Origin of the sequence: Halorhabdus sp. BNX81 (genome assembly GCF_029229925.1) — an archaeon.
In the GTDB taxonomy this organism is placed as follows: domain Archaea; phylum Halobacteriota; class Halobacteria; order Halobacteriales; family Haloarculaceae; genus Halorhabdus.
Genome location: NZ_CP107254.1, coordinates 864,280 through 880,915 on the forward strand (window position 1 = coordinate 864,280; position 16,636 = coordinate 880,915).

At 64.2% G+C, this 16,636-nt stretch carries 20 protein-coding genes, 1 tRNA gene and 1 pseudogene; 15 read left to right on the forward strand and 7 right to left on the reverse strand.

What is annotated here, in order from left to right; genetic code table 11:
• Positions 1–58 precede the first annotated feature (58 nt).
• Complete coding sequence (locus HBNXHr_RS04245) at positions 59–355, forward strand: CopG family transcriptional regulator (protein ID WP_275883295.1); 297 nt, start codon at positions 59–61, stop codon at positions 353–355.
• A pseudogene (locus HBNXHr_RS04250) lies at positions 345–632 on the forward strand (type II toxin-antitoxin system RelE/ParE family toxin). Before HBNXHr_RS04245 ends, HBNXHr_RS04250 begins: the two are co-directional and overlap by 11 nt.
• Here the strand turns inward: HBNXHr_RS04250 and HBNXHr_RS04255 are convergent.
• A complete protein-coding gene (locus HBNXHr_RS04255) occupies positions 629–1,720 on the reverse strand; it encodes an aminopeptidase (RefSeq protein ID WP_275883296.1) in 1,092 nt (363 codons plus the stop codon). The pseudogene HBNXHr_RS04250 and the gene HBNXHr_RS04255 overlap by 4 nt on opposite strands.
• 107 nt (positions 1,721–1,827) lie before the next feature.
• On the opposite strand from HBNXHr_RS04255, the gene HBNXHr_RS04260 reads away from it, so the two are divergent.
• Positions 1,828–2,322, forward strand: a complete 495-nt coding sequence (locus tag HBNXHr_RS04260; RefSeq protein ID WP_275739777.1) for a hypothetical protein — start codon at positions 1,828–1,830, stop codon at positions 2,320–2,322.
• A gap of 45 nt (positions 2,323–2,367) precedes the next feature.
• Here HBNXHr_RS04260 and HBNXHr_RS04265 read toward each other — a convergent pair whose 3' ends face one another.
• From HBNXHr_RS04265 to HBNXHr_RS04280, 4 genes are all read right to left on the reverse strand, one after another.
• Positions 2,368–2,850 (reverse strand): halocyanin domain-containing protein, encoded by a 483-nt coding sequence (locus HBNXHr_RS04265; RefSeq protein WP_275883297.1) that lies wholly within the window; start codon positions 2,848–2,850, stop codon positions 2,368–2,370.
• A gap of 79 nt (positions 2,851–2,929) precedes the next feature.
• Complete coding sequence (locus HBNXHr_RS04270; RefSeq protein ID WP_275739781.1) at positions 2,930–3,229, reverse strand: hypothetical protein; 300 nt, start codon at positions 3,227–3,229, stop codon at positions 2,930–2,932.
• A gap of 75 nt (positions 3,230–3,304) precedes the next feature.
• A complete protein-coding gene (locus HBNXHr_RS04275; protein ID WP_275883298.1) occupies positions 3,305–3,586 on the reverse strand; it encodes a hypothetical protein in 282 nt (93 codons plus the stop codon).
• Positions 3,583–3,960 (reverse strand): helix-turn-helix domain-containing protein, encoded by a 378-nt coding sequence (locus HBNXHr_RS04280; RefSeq protein WP_275739785.1) that lies wholly within the window; start codon positions 3,958–3,960, stop codon positions 3,583–3,585. The genes HBNXHr_RS04275 and HBNXHr_RS04280 overlap by 4 nt, the downstream gene beginning before the upstream one ends.
• A gap of 422 nt (positions 3,961–4,382) precedes the next feature.
• Here HBNXHr_RS04280 and HBNXHr_RS04285 point away from each other — a divergent pair, with 422 nt between their 5' ends.
• The 5 genes from HBNXHr_RS04285 to HBNXHr_RS04305 all read left to right on the forward strand — a co-directional run bounded on the left by HBNXHr_RS04285 (position 4,383) and on the right by HBNXHr_RS04305 (position 9,024).
• Positions 4,383–4,640 carry an Htur_1727 family rSAM-partnered candidate RiPP gene (locus HBNXHr_RS04285; protein ID WP_275739787.1) on the forward strand — a complete coding sequence of 86 codons (258 nt, stop codon included), beginning with the start codon at positions 4,383–4,385 and terminating at the stop codon, positions 4,638–4,640.
• Complete coding sequence (locus HBNXHr_RS04290; protein WP_275883299.1) at positions 4,637–5,839, forward strand: TIGR04347 family pseudo-SAM/SPASM protein; 1,203 nt, start codon at positions 4,637–4,639, stop codon at positions 5,837–5,839. The genes HBNXHr_RS04285 and HBNXHr_RS04290 overlap by 4 nt, the downstream gene beginning before the upstream one ends.
• An 84-nt stretch (positions 5,840–5,923) precedes the next feature.
• Positions 5,924–6,610, forward strand: a complete 687-nt coding sequence (locus HBNXHr_RS04295) for a PHP domain-containing protein (protein ID WP_275739791.1) — start codon at positions 5,924–5,926, stop codon at positions 6,608–6,610.
• Between the two features lie 2 nt (positions 6,611–6,612).
• Complete coding sequence (locus HBNXHr_RS04300) at positions 6,613–7,722, forward strand: asparagine synthase-related protein (protein WP_275883300.1); 1,110 nt, start codon at positions 6,613–6,615, stop codon at positions 7,720–7,722.
• Between the two features lie 465 nt (positions 7,723–8,187).
• A complete protein-coding gene (locus tag HBNXHr_RS04305) occupies positions 8,188–9,024 on the forward strand; it encodes a CAP domain-containing protein (protein ID WP_275883301.1) in 837 nt (278 codons plus the stop codon).
• Between the two features lie 323 nt (positions 9,025–9,347).
• On the opposite strand, the gene HBNXHr_RS04310 is transcribed toward HBNXHr_RS04305, so the two are convergent.
• Positions 9,348–9,419 (reverse strand) — tRNA-Ala (locus HBNXHr_RS04310).
• A gap of 289 nt (positions 9,420–9,708) precedes the next feature.
• Here HBNXHr_RS04310 and HBNXHr_RS04315 point away from each other — a divergent pair.
• From HBNXHr_RS04315 to HBNXHr_RS04330, 4 genes are read left to right on the forward strand one after another with little or no spacing between them, the layout of a single operon-like run.
• On the forward strand, positions 9,709–10,173 hold the full coding sequence (locus HBNXHr_RS04315) for a 30S ribosomal protein S15 (RefSeq protein WP_275739796.1): 465 nt from the start codon (positions 9,709–9,711) through the stop codon (positions 10,171–10,173).
• Complete coding sequence (locus HBNXHr_RS04320; protein ID WP_275883302.1) at positions 10,174–11,322, forward strand: recombinase RecJ; 1,149 nt, start codon at positions 10,174–10,176, stop codon at positions 11,320–11,322.
• On the forward strand, positions 11,315–11,560 hold the full coding sequence (locus HBNXHr_RS04325) for a KEOPS complex subunit Pcc1 (RefSeq protein WP_275739800.1): 246 nt from the start codon (positions 11,315–11,317) through the stop codon (positions 11,558–11,560). Before HBNXHr_RS04320 ends, HBNXHr_RS04325 begins: the two co-directional genes overlap by 8 nt.
• Positions 11,553–12,173 carry a 30S ribosomal protein S3ae gene (locus HBNXHr_RS04330; protein WP_008527913.1) on the forward strand — a complete coding sequence of 207 codons (621 nt, stop codon included), beginning with the start codon at positions 11,553–11,555 and terminating at the stop codon, positions 12,171–12,173. The genes HBNXHr_RS04325 and HBNXHr_RS04330 overlap by 8 nt, the downstream gene beginning before the upstream one ends.
• Before the next feature lie 39 nt (positions 12,174–12,212).
• Here the strand turns inward: HBNXHr_RS04330 and HBNXHr_RS04335 are convergent, their stop codons facing one another.
• Entirely contained in the window at positions 12,213–12,647 is a 435-nt protein-coding gene (locus tag HBNXHr_RS04335) for a plastocyanin/azurin family copper-binding protein (RefSeq protein WP_275883303.1), read from the reverse strand.
• A gap of 125 nt (positions 12,648–12,772) precedes the next feature.
• On the opposite strand from HBNXHr_RS04335, the gene HBNXHr_RS04340 reads away from it, so the two are divergent.
• From HBNXHr_RS04340 to HBNXHr_RS04350, 3 genes are all read left to right on the forward strand, one after another.
• Positions 12,773–13,480 (forward strand): protein sorting system archaetidylserine synthase, encoded by a 708-nt coding sequence (locus HBNXHr_RS04340; RefSeq protein WP_275883304.1) that lies wholly within the window; start codon positions 12,773–12,775, stop codon positions 13,478–13,480.
• A 120-nt stretch (positions 13,481–13,600) separates the two neighbouring features.
• A complete protein-coding gene (locus HBNXHr_RS04345) occupies positions 13,601–14,872 on the forward strand; it encodes a HEAT repeat domain-containing protein (RefSeq protein ID WP_275883305.1) in 1,272 nt (423 codons plus the stop codon).
• A 71-nt stretch (positions 14,873–14,943) separates the two neighbouring features.
• Complete coding sequence (locus HBNXHr_RS04350) at positions 14,944–16,635, forward strand: phospholipase D-like domain-containing protein (protein ID WP_275883306.1); 1,692 nt, start codon at positions 14,944–14,946, stop codon at positions 16,633–16,635.
• The last annotated feature ends 1 nt before the right edge of the window (position 16,636 follow it).

Here is a 16,636-nt window from a genome sequence, read left to right on the forward strand (position 1 = left end):
CCGAATGGTCCGGAACTGTCCCTAAGACTTACTATACGCCAGCGTAAAGCATACGTATATGTCTAACGCGAGTAGCGCGCCCGGCGATGACGAACCGGAGACGGTGCAGATCAACCTCCGGCTCAGCGAAGCGTTCCTCGAGGACATCGACGCGACCTGGAAGGAGCAGGGGTTCAACTCCCGGAGCGAGTTTCTCCGGTACGCGGCTCGCGACGCGGTGAAACACCCGGCGTTCTCCCGGGAAGGGTGGAAACAGATCGCGGCGAGCGAACACGAGATGCGGTCGGGCGAGGCGGAACTCGTCTCACGGGACGAGGTGCGTGCGATGATGGACCGGGACGACGATGCCGAGTGACGGTGACTGGACCTGGACGTTCACACCACGGGCCGCCGATCAGTTCAACAACCTCGATGCACACGTGCAGGATCGGATCGTCTCGAAACTCGACGATGTCGTCGACGGGGCGTGGCGCGATCCCGACGACTTTCTGGAACCACTGACCGGCGGGCCGTTCTCGAAACTCCGTGTCGGGCAGTACCGCCTCGCCTGCGTGCTTGACTGAGATCAGTTCGTCCTCGAAGTCCACCGGATCGAACACCGGAGTGGGGCGTACAAGGCTGACGACGACTAGAACTCTTCTTCCCACCGGAAGACGCCGTTCCGCTGGATCACCTCGCCGTCGACCGACAGCGTCGCGTCCTCGCTCGTGTCGGCGATCAGGTCGACGTGGATCGCGCTGTCGTTGCCGGATTCGCCCTCGGGCAGACAGGCGTCGTAGGCCCGGCCCAGCGCCAGATGGAGCGTCTCGGCCATCTTCTCGTCGAAGAGGATATTGTCCGTGTAGCGGTCGATGCCGCGATTCATCCCCACCCCGAGTTCGCCGAGCCGACGAGCGCCAGCGTCGGTCTCCAGTAGCGCTGCCAGCGTCTCCTCGCCGGCCGCGGCCGCGTGCTCGACGACTTCGCCGTCCTCGAAGACGAGGTGAACGTCCCGCAATCTCGTCCCCCGGACCGTCATCGGCACGTCGAAAGTGACCTCGCCCTCGGCGTCGGCGGGTGCGGTGAAGACCTCGCCGCTGGGGAGGTTATGGGAGTCGTAGGCCACGGAGGCGGCGCTGTTGACTGCTGTCCGCCCCGCGATCGAGAGCGTGAGGTCGGTGCCGGGGGCGTCGATGTGGACCTTGTCGCCCTCGTCGAGGATCGTCTTGAGTCGGTCCATCTCCGCAGCGAGTGATTCCCAGTCCCGGAGGGTGGCGTCGTAGACGAATTCTCGGTACTCCTCGAAGGCCATGCCGGCCCCCTGGGCGAGCGCGCGTGTTGGGTGCAACGTTGAGACCCAGTCGGTCGCCAGGCGCGCTTCTCGGACCTCCTCGCGGGCGCGGGCGAACGCCTGCTGACGGTCGTCTGGCACGTCGGCCATCCCGGCCGTGTTTCGGGTCCCCTTCAGCACGAGGACGCTGTCGGCGTTCTCATAGAGTGCTTGCTCGTAGTCTGGATCGGCGTCAAAATCGTCGTCGTGCGCTTGGAGATACGCACGCTGAATCTCGTCAGAGCGATAGACGTTCACCAGGTTCGCGCCTCGCTCGCCGAGTTGTTCGGCCACCGCGACAGCGAGATCGTGTGCGCCCTCGTCGACCGAAAGAACGACGTCGTCACCCGACTCGATGCGGGCGCTCCAGTCGACCAGCACTGCGGCGTGTTCGTGGATGCGATCGTCCATGCCGGCTGCACGGGCGACGGCGGTAAAACGACGGCGGATGGTCGTCACACAGCCAGTCCGTCGCGAGTTACGCTTTTTTGCTCGAATCGCTTACGTTCGATCGAACCATGTCGTGGCGCAGTCGTTTGCAGGGTCGCCAGACACAGTTTTACATCGAGTTCCTCTACGGCTTCCTGTTTATCGCCGGGTTCGCGCTGCTCATGTTCCAGTTCGATCCCCGCGTCGCCGCGTTCGAAGGGGGGCTCGTGATCGGCTACATCCTCCGCGTCTGGGAGAAGATGTCCATCTACGAGCGCATCATCGAAGAGCGTGTTTCGGAAGCCGCGGAGTCCCAGGTCGAGGCCGAACTCGACGAACAGGTTCCCGAGGAGGTCCAGACCGAACTACAGGAACAGGTCCCGGCGGAAGTCGAGACGGAACTCGACGACCAGGTGCAAGCACAGGTGACGGACGAACTCGAAGAACAGGTCGAGGCACAGGTGTCAGACGAGGTCGAAACCGAACTCGACGACCGGCTGGATGACCGGCTTGACGAGGACTCGCGGGCGAGGACCGAGGCGGCCGAGTCCGCAACTACTGATACTGGGTCTAGTACCGAGTGAGGCGGTGCGGACGAACCCCTCGGTTCCTCTTATCGGGTACTCCCGTCAGACGACGACGATCGCGCCTTTCATCCCCTGGATTCTGTGGGGGTCACAGACGTACAGGTAGGTTCCTGACTCCTCGAAGGTGTAGGCGTAGGTTTCGCTGTCACTGTTGACCTGGGGGCCGCTATACAGCGGTTCCTGGTCATCAGGCGAGGCAACGTTGTGAGCGCCGCCACGCCCGTTCCACTCCCAGACGATCGTCGTCCCCGGACTGATCGCGACGACGGCGGGGTCGAATGCCAGGTACCCGGTATTCCCGCGGGCACCGACGGTAACCGAGACTTCGTCCGCGTCAGTTCGTTCGACGCCGGTCCCGTCGAAATTGCTCGTGTTCGAGAGATACTCTTCGGCTTCGTCCGGCACGTCAGTGTATTCGGGGTAGTCGCTTTCGGTGGATTCGCTCGGGTCGTCGCTCGAGCAACCGGCCAGTGATCCACCAGCAATGCCACCGATCGCAGCGAGCACCGCCCGTCGTCGTACCATGTCGATAACCTACGGTCGCCGGGATTCAAAACCGCGTCGTTCACTACAAAACCGACAGTCACTTTTCGACCGTGCTGTCTCACGGGGTCACGCCGCCGCCGGCGTCACCCACGTACAGCGCATAGAGGACGACAAGAAACCCGGCCGCCGAGAGGCTACTTTCGATGCCGATGCAGGCACCGAAATCGAACGATCCGAACTGGTGGAGGAGCCCCCCGGCGAGTGTCCCGGTTGCGACGAGTCCGAGGCCGAGGGTAAGCGTCCGAAGGGAGGTCGAGCCGGTCCGTCGATAGGCCTGATAGGCCAGATACGTAAGGATGCCCGTACACCCGAGGACGATCATCTCCGCCACAGTGACGACAACCACACTACTTTGCATTATCTCTCCGTATCGGGATACTCCACACGCTGGCCGGATATAAACCGCCGTCAGTTACCACCTCTTGGGAACGTCTCACTCGGCGGCGTACAGCGAGTAGACGATGACAATGAATCCGCCCGCGGTCAATCCGGATTCCAGTATGACACTCGCTTCGAGCCCCAACGAGAAGATCTGGTTTCCGGCCCCGGCGAGGAACGCGCCGAGTGTAATCACGCCGAATCCAAGCGCGAGCGAACCCAGTGACTGTGACCGGGTTCGCCTGTAGGCCCGGTAGGCGAGAAACGTTATCAGGCCACCCAACAGCAGGATGAGCGTCTTCAGTGCGATGACGGTTATCGAGGCGTGGGGACTCATGTTTCTTTGCGAACCTCCGACCACAGGGTTTCGAGGCGTTCGTCGGCTGTCTGGGCCCGACGAGCGATCTTGACCTCACACTCGCGATCGTCCGAGAGGCCGATGATGACCTCCTCGAACGCGATCTCGTAGGTACTTGCGTGCTGACCGTCCGGCCTGATTTCGACGCCCTCTGTCAACAGCGACGCCTCCGTCAATAGATCGAGTTTCCGGTAGGTGGTCGACAGCGGGATGTCGCTCGCGTCGGAGATCTCCGAAGCTGTCATGGGTTCGTCGAGCTCCTCGACGATCCGGCGACACTCCGGATCGTCGAGTGCGTCGAGAACGGCCTGCAGATCGGGAGATTCGTCGGCTGCAAACGGATCGCGGACCATTTCATTCCGACCCTCCCCGTCCTCTCGGGAATGCGGGTCCGGAATGGATGGGGATGGCACGCGTTCGTCGAGACCGGTGCATATCACAGATTCGGCGCTTCACGGGAATTTGTGTTTCGGTTCGTCTCCCCTCACTCTTTCGTTACCGGATCGTCGAGCATCGCCGTCCTGACCGCTCGACACTGGCGAATCTCGACAGGGGATTCTATGCCAGTAATCGAAACGCTTCCTGGTTGTTTTGGCTTGCAAAAACCTCTCTACTTTGTGACGATAACGGTCCTGGATGCGGAAAATGTTGCCGGTTGTCCGATACAGATCCACCGATAGAATTCTTCTCGCGGGTGCATCAAAGCGATCCCTCGCGTTCCCAGCGAGTGAGAATCAGCAGGATTGGTTTGTAGGTTCCTGGAGAAGTACGGGCGATGACAGCTAATGCGGACGGTCGACGCGAGGTGATCGACCAGCCGCGCGGCCGACACTCCCGCGAGTGGGAAGTGTTCGTCCGCGAGACGGTTGAGGATCCTCTCACTCATGTTGGTAGTGTCACGGCGGCGGAGAAAGCAACTGCCCGCGAACAGGCTGAAACGCTGTTTTCGGATGTCGTTGCCGTCTGGCTTTGTCCCGGGAGTGCCGTCCAGCGGTACGCCGATCCGGAACTCGCGCCGGGTGAGAGCGCATGATCCCGGTCAGCGATCTTCTCGTCGACGTTGCGGACGATACGGGGGGGAGTACGACTGTGGGGGAGAGCGGTGAAGAAATCACTGTGGCGGATCGGCACCATCCAATCGTCGTCTGGCACGTGACTGGCGCGAATAATCTCGACCCCGAGTACGGGGACGCCGGGGCTGGCCCTGGCCACGGCGACGGCGAGTTGACGACCGCGGAAGCGACGGCCGTCATCGAGGATCTCGCCGCCTACGGTGTGGCAGCGATCCGGTTTACCGGCGGTGAGCCACTATTGCGCGACGATCTCGAACCACTGATCGAGCGGGCAACCGATGCCGGTCTCCGGACGAAACTTTCGACAAACGGAACCTTACTCACTGACGAACGGGCCGAATCCCTCGTGGCGGCTGGACTCGACGACATCGATGTCGCTATCGATGGGCTGCCGGACCATCACGACGAACTTTACGGCCGCGAGGGGGCATTCGATGACGCGCTCGATGGCATTCAGGCGGCCCAGGACGCGGGGCTCGATCCCGGTGTTCGCTTTACGCTCACCGAGGCCAACACGGCCGACATGGAGGAGCTCGTCGATCTGCTCGCCCTCCAGGGTGTCGAACGCTTCCGGTTCCATCACCTCGAGTATAGCAGCCAGGACGAGGAAGTCATCGATCTCGACGTTGATCACGAGGCCCAGCGACGTGCCGTCCGGCGAGTCTGTGATATCACGCTGGACGCCCACGATCGTGGCCACGATGTCGAGACGCTACTCGACGGCAATTATGCTGATACGGGCTACGTCTATCAGTACGCACGCGAGGAGCTGAGTGAGGACCGCGCCGCGGCGATCCGGGACCGCCTGGAAGCCGACGGCGGCGATCCCGCCGGCGAGCGCATCGCCGACATCGACTACCAGGGGAACGTCCATCTCACGCCGTACTGGCAGGAGTATTCGCTGGGGAACGTCCGGGACCGACCGTTCAGCGCCATCTGGGAGGACGAGTCCAACCCACTCCTGGCAAAGCTTCGGGACCGCAAGGAGTACGTCCCAGATCGATGCCCGGACTGTGAGTACTATGCGATGTGCCGCGGTGGCTCGCGCCATCGGGCACTCGCGGCCGAGGGCGACGTCTGGGCGCGCGACCCCCAGTGTTATCTCACCGACGAGGAGATCGGTCTGGACGCCGACGGCTCGCCCTCGTCTGCTGATTGAGCCGCTCGTTTTCCCGGATCCCCACTCCGGCGAATGCCACGGGGGATCGGGGTGCTTTTTGCCCTCGCCCGTGTACCCGGCCGTGTGCTTTCGGTCGAGTTGCATGCCCATTCGTCGCTGTCGTACGACGGACGGGATCCCGTCGAGAAATTGCTTGCCAGGGCAGCAGACGCGGGACTCGACGCGCTTGCGGTCACCGATCACGACGAGATCGCGGCGAGCCTTCGGGCAGTCGAGTTGGCCCCCGAGTACGGCCTGCTCGGGATTCCGGGGATGGAAGTGACCAGCGCCGCGGGCCACGTCCTCGCGCTCGGGGTCGACGAACAGATTCCGGACGGCCTTCCGTTCGAGACGACACTCGATCGGATCCACGACCAGGACGGCGTGGCGGTCGTCCCGCATCCGTTTCAGGAATCCCGGAGCGGAGTGATGGCAAACATCTCCCGCGCCGAGTTGGCGCAGGCTGACGCCATCGAGGTGTACAATTCCCGACTGCTGACCGGGCGGGCCAATCGCCAGGCTCGGACGTTCGCTCGCGAACACGGGGTTCCCCAGACTGCCGGCAGCGACGCCCATATCAGCGAGATGGTCGGCCGGGCCGTCACGCTCGTCGAGACCGACGAGTGCTCGGTCCCGGCGATCCTCGCGGCGATCCGGGACGGACGCACCCACATCGAGGGGCGACGAACGCCCTGGCACATCAGCTTCCGACAGGCAGCCGGCGGCGCGAAACGCAAGGCTCGGGAGCGCCTCGCCTCGCTGTTCGAGTGACGATGGCTGGCAACCCCGTCGACTCAGGGGCGACGAGACTCCAGGGAGCCGACCCGGATGTCGTCCGGGCGGCGATCGACTCGCGCGATCCACTGCCCGGGACCAGGGGGTTTGCCGGGCTGGTTGACGGCCGGCTCGTCCGGGACGTGCTCGGTCGATATCCACTCTTCGTCGAACGGAACGACCCGACGACGTGGGCGTTCGAACCGGGCAACCTTTTGGCACCGGTTGCCGTCCCGGCTGGCCACGTCCAGGACCATCAGGGATTCACGCAATACTGGACGCTCCCGGAGCCATCGTTACAGCGCGGACGCGACGCGATCGAGACCGTCCGTTCTGCACTCAAAACAGCGCTGGGTACCGTCGAGACGGGCGGACTCGCCGTCGCGTTTTCCGGCGGTGTCGATTCTGCACTTCTCGCGGCCAGACTGGATGTTCCGCTGTACGTCGCCGGCTTCCCCGACAGTCACGATATTGCGGCGGCCAGGGAGGCTGCCGCGTTTCTCGATGCGGACCTTCGCGTCGTCGAACTCGATCACGAGACGCTCAGAGCGCGCGTCCCGGATGTCGTCGCGGCGACGGGACGAACCAACGCGATGGATGTCGAGATCGCCCTCCCGCTGTATCAGGTGGCTTCGACGGCCGCCGGCGACGGGTTCGACCGCCTGGCCGTCGGCCAAGGGGCCGACGAACTGTTCGGGGGCTATGCCAAGGTCGCGAATCCATCGGCACACTCTCGCGTCGCGGCTGATACTGTCCGGGCGGCTCGTCGTGAGGGACTAGAGACACTTCCGGATCAGTTAGAACGCGACGTTCTGGCGATTCGTGCCGGCGGCGTCGAACCCGTCGCGCCGCTACTCAACGACCGCGTCGTCGAATCGGCACTTTCGTTGCCTGGATCGTTACTCGTCTCTGCCCGAGGTGACCGGAAGTATGCGTTCCGACTTGCCAGCCGGGCCTGGGTCCCCGATCGAATCGCGTTCAGGGGAAAAAAGGCACTCCAGTATGGAAGCCTCGTCGCGCGCGAACTCGACCGCCTGGCTCGGCAGGCAGGGTTCAAGCGTCGCATGGACGATCACGTCACGCAATACGTCGAATCGATCGAAGATTAAGAGAACGGCGGACCGGACGAATCGGGGGGTATCGGGCCATCGGGGGAGAAGGCCCGACACATTACGTGGCAATTGACGCGGCGTATCGCCGGGGGCAATCGTCCGATCCAATTATGTCATGTAGGAGGTTACTTGTAAAACTTTCGTATATGTATTTGAATGTGAATGACTATTCAATCATCGCATTTCTGTGTCTCTGCTTGTCGCTTTGCTCGAATCATCTCAAAGATGGACGACTTCTGTCTCCTACACACGGTATGTTACAAGCCTCCATGGATGGGGGCCCTCCGATTCGAACCCGAGAAAACCGACCTGTTCTTCCAGGGGTCAGCTGGGTGCTCTCGCTTTAGACTGCTTCGTTGGGGCACACGCCGGTCGCGTATTCGTCCACATACCACAACTACGCTTCTCGATATCATCGAATCGAAACATAACTTCTATTGAACGAGAGTCCAACATGATGGTATGGGGCTACGTGACCGATGGCGAAGAGTTGTCTCTCCCGTCCTCGTGTGGGCCAAACGCAGTCTCATCCTCGGTCTCGTCATCGGCCTGTTCGTCGTCGGCATCTCAGCGACGGTCGGCACTGGCATACCGGCTATTGATACTACGACAGCGATCATTACTGATTCCGAACGAGACATTTTCCACAACGAAGATGCCCTCGATGAAGGCACGATTCCGGGCGAACAATCCACACCCAGCGACGGAGGAACCGCAATTGCTCACGATGCCCTCACCGGGGAGGGGACGCCGAGCAGCCAGGTGGATCCGGATGCCGCCCAGACCACGAATGACCGGGAGATAGTGAACGCTGCTCGAATAAACCAGACTCAAATCGAATCCCAGGTCCATCAGTTCATCAACGAGGAACGCTCTGAACGGGGGCTAGCTTCTCTTTCTTTCAATGATGCACTACAAGAGATCGCTCGATATCATAGCCAAGATATGGCTGAAAGACGGTATTTCGCTCATACGGCTCCGGGCGGTGAGGACATGGGGGCCCGATATTCGAGGTTTGACTTCCAGTGTGAAGTGCAGATATCCGACCGGCAATATGCAACTGGGGCCGAAAATATCGCATACACCTATGCTGATACCAACGTCGTGACCGATGGCGGCACGGTAAATTACAATCGCAACGAAACTCGCATCGCGCAGGGCCTCGTCGACGGGTGGATGAACTCCCCTGGCCACCGTGCGAACATTCTCAAATCTTACTGGCAATCCGAGGGGATTGGGATTGCGATCACGGAGACGGACGAAGGCATCCGAGTCTACGCCACCCAGAATTTCTGTTGATGACCTCCCGGAGTCATTTTCCTCACAAGCGGGCGAGACTGAGCGGCGATATCGTCGCCGCGAAGGTTGAGAGACGATCGCGTCTCTCAGGACTGGGCGAATCCGGAGGATTCGCGAAGGTCGCCGAGGGAACGAGACGAACGAAGTGAGTCGAGTGGACTCGGCGGGATTTGAACCAGAGGAAGACGGTCCGGGGTGCTCGCTCACTCCGTTCGCTCCGCTCCCGGGGCTGCGACTTCCAGGGGTTCAAATCCGGCCGTCGTCGCTTTACACACCCGGCGCTGGCGTTCACTTCGTTCACGCAGTCGCCGGGAGAAGTTCAGTGGACTCGGCGGGATTTGAACCCGCGGCCTTCCCCGTGCCAGGGGGATGATCTACCGCTGATCTACGAGCCCGCGTCAACACCGCTACGTTTCCGGTGAGTTTTCTTAAACCCATCGAAGCCCGGCGTTCGGGGACGCCAACGAGTAGAAACCGTTTAGTGGCCAAGCCACCAGTTATCGCTTGGGAACACACGACCGCAAATCTGACGCGTCGCGCAGGTGTCTCAGACACTTTCGGCCTCTTTCGCCGGGCGCGACTTGGGATTGCGGACGTGTCCGGCAGGGATCGTCGGCCCGACCAGTCGGTCGCGTCGCTCGATCCGTGCCACACGTGGCGGTCTGTGGTGTTCCAATTTAGACCATGGCACGAATGCATACACGCCGCCGCGGCTCGTCCGATTCGGACAAGCCAGTGGCAGATGACCCACCGGAGTGGAGCGACGTAGACGAAGACGCGATCGAGGAGCGCGTCGTCGAGCTCGCCGAACAGGGCCACAGCCCGAGCGAGATCGGCGTCAAGTTGCGCGACGAAGGCGTCCAGGGGACACCGATCCCGGACGTCTCGCTGGCCACCGGCAAGAAGGTGACCGAGATCCTCGAAGACAACGACGCCGACCCCGAGATTCCGGAGGACCTCCGGAACCTGATGGAGCGGGCCGTGCGCCTCCGGGAGCACATGAACGACAACCCCGGCGACGCCCAGAACAAGCGCGCGCTCCAGAACACGGAGTCGAAGATCCGCCGTCTCGTCGACTACTACCACGGCGACAAACTCGACGAGGACTTCACCTACAGCTACGACGTCGCTGTCGAACTCCTCGAATAGATGTCCACCACCGGTCGCCAGTCAGGAGACGGGGCTCACGACGCCGCCAGCAGCCTCCGCGAGGCTGGACTCGTCCACCTCGCCCCTGCAGCGACCGGTGACGCCATCGCCGCGACGGGCGTCCTCGCCCGTGCGCTTGATGCCGTCGACGTCCCGTTCCAGATCAGCGTCGTCCAGACGCCAGCGGACGCCGCTCGCGCGACTGAAGCGGATCGAACCGTCGCACTCGGCCGAGCGAGTCCGGACGCGGATCGGACGCTCGGTTCGGGTCGACCGGCTAGCGTGGCGGCCTTCGAGGTTGCCCGGTCGCTCGATGCGACGATAACGGAGTCGGCTGATGTCGCCACACTTGCCGCGACGGGCGTTGTTGGGGCCGGCGAGGAGCCGACTGACCCGATCGCCGAGGCACTCGAAGAGGCCGATATCGAGCGTCGACCGGGCGCGGCCGTCCCGACGGCTGACCTCGCCGATGGACTCGCTCATTCGACGCTCGTCCACGCGCCCTTCTCGGGTGATCCGGAGGCGGCCAGGGCGACGCTCACCGAACACGACGCAGCCGACCCGGGGGACGACGAAGCGCGTCGTCGCACGGCGTCGGTCGTCGCGTTGACGGCTGTCGACGCCGCGGACGCTGACACCCGGGCCGCAATGGCCGTCGAAGACGTCCTTCGGCCATACGCGGGCGGCCCGTTCGAAACCGTCGGTGGGTACGCGGACGTCCTCGACGCCGCTGTGCGTGAACAACCAGGCGTCGCAATCGCGCTGGCACTCGGCCACGACGCAGTCTCCGAGGCAGCGCTGTCGGCCTGGCGAACCCACGCCGAGCGAGCCCACGACGCCGTTCGGGACGCGACCGTCCGGCGACACGCTGGACTCGTCGTCGCAGATGTCGACGGCCCGGCTTCCACTGTCGCCCGCCTGCTGCGGGACTTCCGTTCGCCCGAGCCGCTCGCGCTCGTCGCCGACGGCGACCGCGCCGTTCTGGCGGCAGTCCCTGAGTACGACGCACGCGCGACCCTCGAATCGGCCACCGCGTCGATCGAGCACACGGGAGACGTCATCGGTGACGCCGACCGGGCGCACCTGACTGTCTCCGGCGCAACCGAGACGCTGGTCGCGGCCGTTCGCGAGGTGACCGCCGATGCGTGAGCGCCGAGCGACGATCAGGACGACCCACGAGGACGAAGAGACGGCGTCGCGGATCGCCGCGGCGCTGGCACCGGACAACACCGCGGAGATGACGACGACAGTCGAGGCGGCGACCGTCGAGACGACGATCGACCGGGAGACGACTCCTGGACTCGCCGCGACGGTCGACGACTACGTCGTGAACCTCTCCGTCGCCGTACAGCTATCGAACGAGAAGACACACCCTACTCATGAGTGAACGATCAGTATCACGACAGACACAGGAAAAGCGGTGGTACACCGTGCTCGCGCCCGAGGAGTTCGGCCGCGAGGAACTCGGCACCACCCCTGCAGACGAACCGGAACAGGTGCTCGGCCGGACCATCGAGACGACCCTCGGTGACCTCCGGAACGACGCCGGCGAGAACAACACGAAGCTGACCTTCAAGATCCGCGATATCGGCAGCGACACGGCCTATACGGAGTTCATCCGACACGAACTCACGCGGGACTACCTGCGGAGTCTCGTGCGCCGTGGCTCCTCGAAGGTCGAGGCCTACGTCACCGTGCTGACGACGGACGACTACCGCGTCCAGATCCAGCCCGTCGCGCTGACGACCAAAAAGGCCGACGCGAGCCAGGAGCAGGCCATCCGCGAGCAGATGGTCGAGATGATCGAAGAGGCGGCCGAGGAACGGACCTTCGACGATCTGATCGACAGCGTCGTCGAGGGTCGGCTCTCGAGTGCGATCTACAACGAGGCGAAGACGATCTACCCGCTTCGCCGCGTCGAGATCCAGAAGACGACGCTCGAAGCCCATCCCGAAGAAGTCGCCGAAGAGGAAGAGACGAGCGTCGACGTCGAGGAATAACGCCGTTTCTGCTTCGGTTTCGGTTGCAACGACCGGCGATCAGTCATCTGTTTCCTCGACATCACCGACGAGGATGACGCCGGCCATGTTGCTCGACTCGTGGGGAATACAGACGTACGAATAGCGGCCGGGCTGTTCGAAGGTATGTGAGAACGTTTTGCCGGCGTAGATCGCGCCGCCACCGCTCTCGTACCACGCGTCGCGGGCCCCCTGTTCGGTCTCGTAACCGCCGGAAGCGAAGTATTCGGTTCCGTCGGGGAGCGTGTTTTCGTATGCCGTAACGGTGTGGGCGTGAGTACTCGTGTTCTTCCAGGTCACTGTCGTTCCAGGTTCGACCCGATACTCCGCGGGGAGGAAGGCGCTGCTGGACATCCCGATATCGTGGTCCGCATCGCCCGCGCCACGTCCGAGACAGCCGGCGAGGCCGGCCGCGAAGGCGCCCGTCGTCGCGAGGAACGTCCGCCGATCGACCATGCCCGACCTTGGGCCGAAGGCGACAAAGGCTTCGCGGTCCCCGCCGCCCCTGCCGGGACAGCATCGCCAGCCAGTCTCTCGGCATGGATCGAACCGACTAAGTCGACCCTGGCCAACGCCAGGATATGCAACTGCGGCCCCGATTCCTCGGGCGACTCGGCGTCGCCGACGTCGTCACCGTCGCCAACATCGTCGTCGGGTTCGTCGCGATTATCGTCGCCCCGCTGGATCCGGCGCTCGCCGCCCGGTTGATCCTCCTCGCGGCGATCGCCGACGGCCTCGACGGCCTGATCGCCCGTACCTACGGCTCGACGCCCGTCGGCGAGTTCTTCGACTCGCTCGCGGACACCGTCTCCTTCGGCGTCGCCCCGGCCGCCGTGGTCGTGAGTCTGGCCGGCGATGTCGTCCACCTCGAAACTATCGAAACCCTGGTCGGTTCCGTCGAGGCCGCACTGGTCGTCGGCGTTCCGGCGTTGTTCGTCGCTGCCGCGGTGATCCGGCTGGCGATGTACACCGCCTACGATATCGAAGAACGCGTCACGGAGGGCGTCCAGTCGACGCTCGCGGCGACAGTCCTTTCGGCAGCGGTCCTGGCCGTCGATATCCCGCTGGGCTGGCTGATTGGCGCGGTCGGCCTCCTCGCGTATCTGATGATCACGCGGATCCCCTATCCTGACCTTCGAACTCGGGATGCGTTGAGCATGGGTCTCGTCCAGGCCGGAGTAGTACTCGCCCCCGGCCTCGCTTCACGGGCGTTTCCGCGACTTCTCCTTACGGTCGCGCTGGCGTATCTGTTGCTCGCGCCACGGTTCTATCCACGGGTCGAGAAGTGACGGACGACTGGGGCTCAGTGCTGGACTTTCGACAGGATTGACTCCCTTCAGATCCCGCGATTGCGGCCAACTATGGCGGGAAGGGAAACGCTCTTGGCCGCCACAGCCCCAGTCCGTTCCATGACCAACGGTGACGACGACGCCGAGCCGGACGAAACTGACGGGGCGTCCGGAGAGGGCGAGGAGCTCGGAGTCGAGGACTTCGAGGCGCGTCTCGACGAGGCCGAGGACACGCTCGATGCTGCCGAGACGGAAGCCGACCTCGATGCCGTCGAGGAGACGCTGTCGGCCATCGAGGACGACCTGGCGGACGCCGACCTCCCGGAACCGGACGAGGACGAGGACGATCCTCAGGAAGCGCTCGAAGATCGGCTGAGCGACCTTCGGGACGGCGTCGACGAACAGCGCGGTCCATACGTCGAAGACGTCGCCGAACAGATCGAGACCGCCGCGGGGACGGTCAGCGAGACGCGTTGGACTGACGACGGCGAGGAAGCAGTGATCGCTGCTGTCGAAGCCTTCGGCGAGGCGGTCGCCGAGCACGTCGACGTGAACGGCGCGGGCGACGTCCAGGCCGCAAGCGAGGCACTCACCGCAGCAAGCGATGTCGTCGCCGATCTCGATCTTGATCCCGACGACGACAGCGAGTCGATCGCGTCGCTGCTCGACGCGGCCGAGACCCTCGCCGACGACATCGAGGCCGCCGAAGCCTTCGACGACCTCTCCGTCCGGGCAAAACTCCGCTATGAGGGGTTTTACGAGGTTATCGAGGGCGAGCACCGCAAGGACTTCCCGCCGGAGCTCAACGCCGTGCTTTCCTGGGAACACCGCTACAAGCAGAGCCGCGATCCCGACGACGTCGAGCAGATACTCCTGGCACTCGATCTCATGGACTCGGAGTTCATGGAGGAGAACATCCTCGACGCGTTCGAGCGAGTCGGCCCGCCCGAGGCGTTCGATCCGGTCCACCAGCGTGCCCAGCGCCGGGACAAGCAGGCGATCCGCGTCCTTGGGAAGATCGGCGACGATCGCGCGGTCGAGACGCTCGTGGACTTCCTCGACGGCGACCCCGCGCTCCAGCGGGTGACGTTGCGCGCCCTGGGCGAGATCGGCAGTACGGAGGCCACACAGGCGGTGGCGAACTGTCTGGCCGACGACAACGACAGCGTCCGGAGTTCGGCTGCTCGCTCGCTTGGACTCATCGGTGACACCCGCGCGGTCGACCCTCTGGCGGACGTTCTCGCCGAGGACGACGCCGACGACGCCCGGGCCAGCGCGGCGTGGGCGCTCAACCAGATCGGGACCGAACGCGCCAAAGAGATCGCCGCCGAGTACGCCGACGACCGCGCCTACGTCGTTCAGGTCGAGGCCGAGAAGGCCGCCGGCGTCTGAGCGGCCGCGGCCGGAGACAACGTCCACCGCGCCCCGCGATTTTATATACCAGAACCAACCCAGCACGTGCTGTGCGTCGTGCGTTCGCCTGTCTGGTGGTCGGGCTGGTAGTGGGGGTGTTCGGGGCCGGTATCGCGGTTGCGGGGCCCGGCCCGAACGCGACCGAGCAGACGCCCGCCAACGCCTCCATCGACGCCATCTATCCGAACCCGGTCGCCGACGGCGACGCCGGTGAGTACGTCGTCCTCTCAGTGTCCAGCGAGACGAACGTGACTGGCTGGTCCCTGGCTGACGATCACTCGACGGCACGGCTCCCGAACGCGACCGTCTCCGGCCGCTTCGCGCTCTCGACCGATCCGGCGCGGGCGCGCAACCACACGGATGCACCCGTCTACGCACTCGATGGCCACGTTCCACTGGCCAACAGCGGCGAGACACTGACGCTCCGGGACGGTGATCGAGTGCTCGACAGCGTCAGCTACGAGGACGCCCCCGAGGGGGAACTAGGCCGCGTCGCGAACGGGGCGATCGCCTGGGAACCGATCGGGAAGACGGACTTCGCCGTGCGGCGGGGCGACGGCGGACAGGTCCGGACGTTCGTCCTTCCGGACGCGGGCGGTCTGCCGGCCGACGTGCTCGCGGGAGCCGACGACCGGATTCTGCTGGCGGCCTATACGTTCACGTCGCGGGACGCCACCGAGACCCTCATCGCCGCGAGTGAGCGCGGTGTCGACGTTCAGGTACTCGTCGAGGGTGGGCCAGTGGGTGGCATGAGTCGACGGCAAGCGCGACTCCTCGATCGACTCGCTGAGGATGGCGTGCAGGTGAACGCCGTCGGCGGGGACGCCGCCCGCGTCGATCATCACCACGCGAAGTACGCCGTCGTCGACGACCGGGCGATGGTGCTGACCGAGAACTGGAAACCCGCCGGGACTGGTGGTCGGTCGAGTCGTGGCTGGGGTGTCGTCCTTTCGGACCCAGCGATCGTCGAGTCGCTCGTCGACACCTTCCGGGCGGACGCCGGGTGGCGCGATGCGATTCCGTGGCAGGAGTTCCGCGAGGGCCGGGAGTTCAGCGATCCGAGCCCCTCCAACGGGAGTTTCGCCCGCCGGTACGCCCCACGGCGACACGACGCGAGGGGTGCGTCCCTGCTCGTGGCTCCCGACAACGCCGAGGGGGCTGTCATCGAGCGCCTCGACGCCGCCGAGCGGTCGATCGATGTCGTCCAGGCCGGCGTCGGCGGGGTCAACCAGTCGTTCGTCCGGGCGCTGAAACGCGCCGCCGACAGGGGTGTCGAGGTGCGACTGTTGCTCTCGCGAGCGTGGTACGCCGTCGAGGAGAATCAAGCAGTCGCCGACCGACTCGAACGATGGGCAACTGAGGCGGGGGCGTCACTGTCAGTTCGACTGGCCCGGCCTCGCGACCGATTCGGCAAGATCCACGCCAAGGGCGTTGTCGTCGACGGCGAGACGGTGCTGGTGGGCAGCCTCAACTGGAACGACCACTCGGCGCGGGAGAACCGCGAGGTCGTCGTCGCGCTGGCGGGGCAGGGACCCGCCGGATACTTCGGTCGTGTCTTCGCCGACGACTGGCAGGCGGCCGTCTGGCGGCTGTCCGTTGGCCTCTCCGTGGTCGTGGCCGTGGCAGCCCTCGGGGCGGTTCTCATCGGTCGACGTATCGAATTCGCCGACGCCACCGGAACCACCGGCGAGGACAGGCTTCTGGCGGAGGATTTCGGCGAACTACCCGATCGAGAGTTCTGAA

Bases quoted from the DNA above. Each gene is read 5' to 3' on its own strand.
- HBNXHr_RS04315 (WP_275739796.1), top strand. From the start codon at position 9,709: ATGGCACGAATGCATACACGCCGCCGCGGCTCGTCCGATTCGGACAAG.
- HBNXHr_RS04255 (WP_275883296.1), bottom strand. From the start codon at position 1,720: ATGGACGATCGCATCCACGAACACGCCGCAGTGCTGGTCGACTGGAGC.
- HBNXHr_RS04270 (WP_275739781.1), bottom strand. From the start codon at position 3,229: ATGCAAAGTAGTGTGGTTGTCGTCACTGTGGCGGAGATGATCGTCCTC.
- HBNXHr_RS04245 (WP_275883295.1), top strand. From the start codon at position 59: ATGTCTAACGCGAGTAGCGCGCCCGGCGATGACGAACCGGAGACGGTG.
- HBNXHr_RS04305 (WP_275883301.1), top strand. From the start codon at position 8,188: ATGGGGCTACGTGACCGATGGCGAAGAGTTGTCTCTCCCGTCCTCGTG.
- HBNXHr_RS04320 (WP_275883302.1), top strand. From the start codon at position 10,174: ATGTCCACCACCGGTCGCCAGTCAGGAGACGGGGCTCACGACGCCGCC.
- HBNXHr_RS04340 (WP_275883304.1), top strand. From the start codon at position 12,773: ATGCAACTGCGGCCCCGATTCCTCGGGCGACTCGGCGTCGCCGACGTC.
- HBNXHr_RS04330 (WP_008527913.1), top strand. From the start codon at position 11,553: ATGAGTGAACGATCAGTATCACGACAGACACAGGAAAAGCGGTGGTAC.
- HBNXHr_RS04275 (WP_275883298.1), bottom strand. From the start codon at position 3,586: ATGAGTCCCCACGCCTCGATAACCGTCATCGCACTGAAGACGCTCATC.
- HBNXHr_RS04290 (WP_275883299.1), top strand. From the start codon at position 4,637: ATGATCCCGGTCAGCGATCTTCTCGTCGACGTTGCGGACGATACGGGG.
- HBNXHr_RS04335 (WP_275883303.1), bottom strand. From the start codon at position 12,647: ATGGTCGATCGGCGGACGTTCCTCGCGACGACGGGCGCCTTCGCGGCC.
- HBNXHr_RS04280 (WP_275739785.1), bottom strand. From the start codon at position 3,960: ATGGTCCGCGATCCGTTTGCAGCCGACGAATCTCCCGATCTGCAGGCC.
- HBNXHr_RS04285 (WP_275739787.1), top strand. From the start codon at position 4,383: ATGACAGCTAATGCGGACGGTCGACGCGAGGTGATCGACCAGCCGCGC.
- HBNXHr_RS04325 (WP_275739800.1), top strand. From the start codon at position 11,315: ATGCGTGAGCGCCGAGCGACGATCAGGACGACCCACGAGGACGAAGAG.
- HBNXHr_RS04265 (WP_275883297.1), bottom strand. From the start codon at position 2,850: ATGGTACGACGACGGGCGGTGCTCGCTGCGATCGGTGGCATTGCTGGT.
- HBNXHr_RS04300 (WP_275883300.1), top strand. From the start codon at position 6,613: ATGGCTGGCAACCCCGTCGACTCAGGGGCGACGAGACTCCAGGGAGCC.
- HBNXHr_RS04345 (WP_275883305.1), top strand. From the start codon at position 13,601: ATGACCAACGGTGACGACGACGCCGAGCCGGACGAAACTGACGGGGCG.
- HBNXHr_RS04260 (WP_275739777.1), top strand. From the start codon at position 1,828: ATGTCGTGGCGCAGTCGTTTGCAGGGTCGCCAGACACAGTTTTACATC.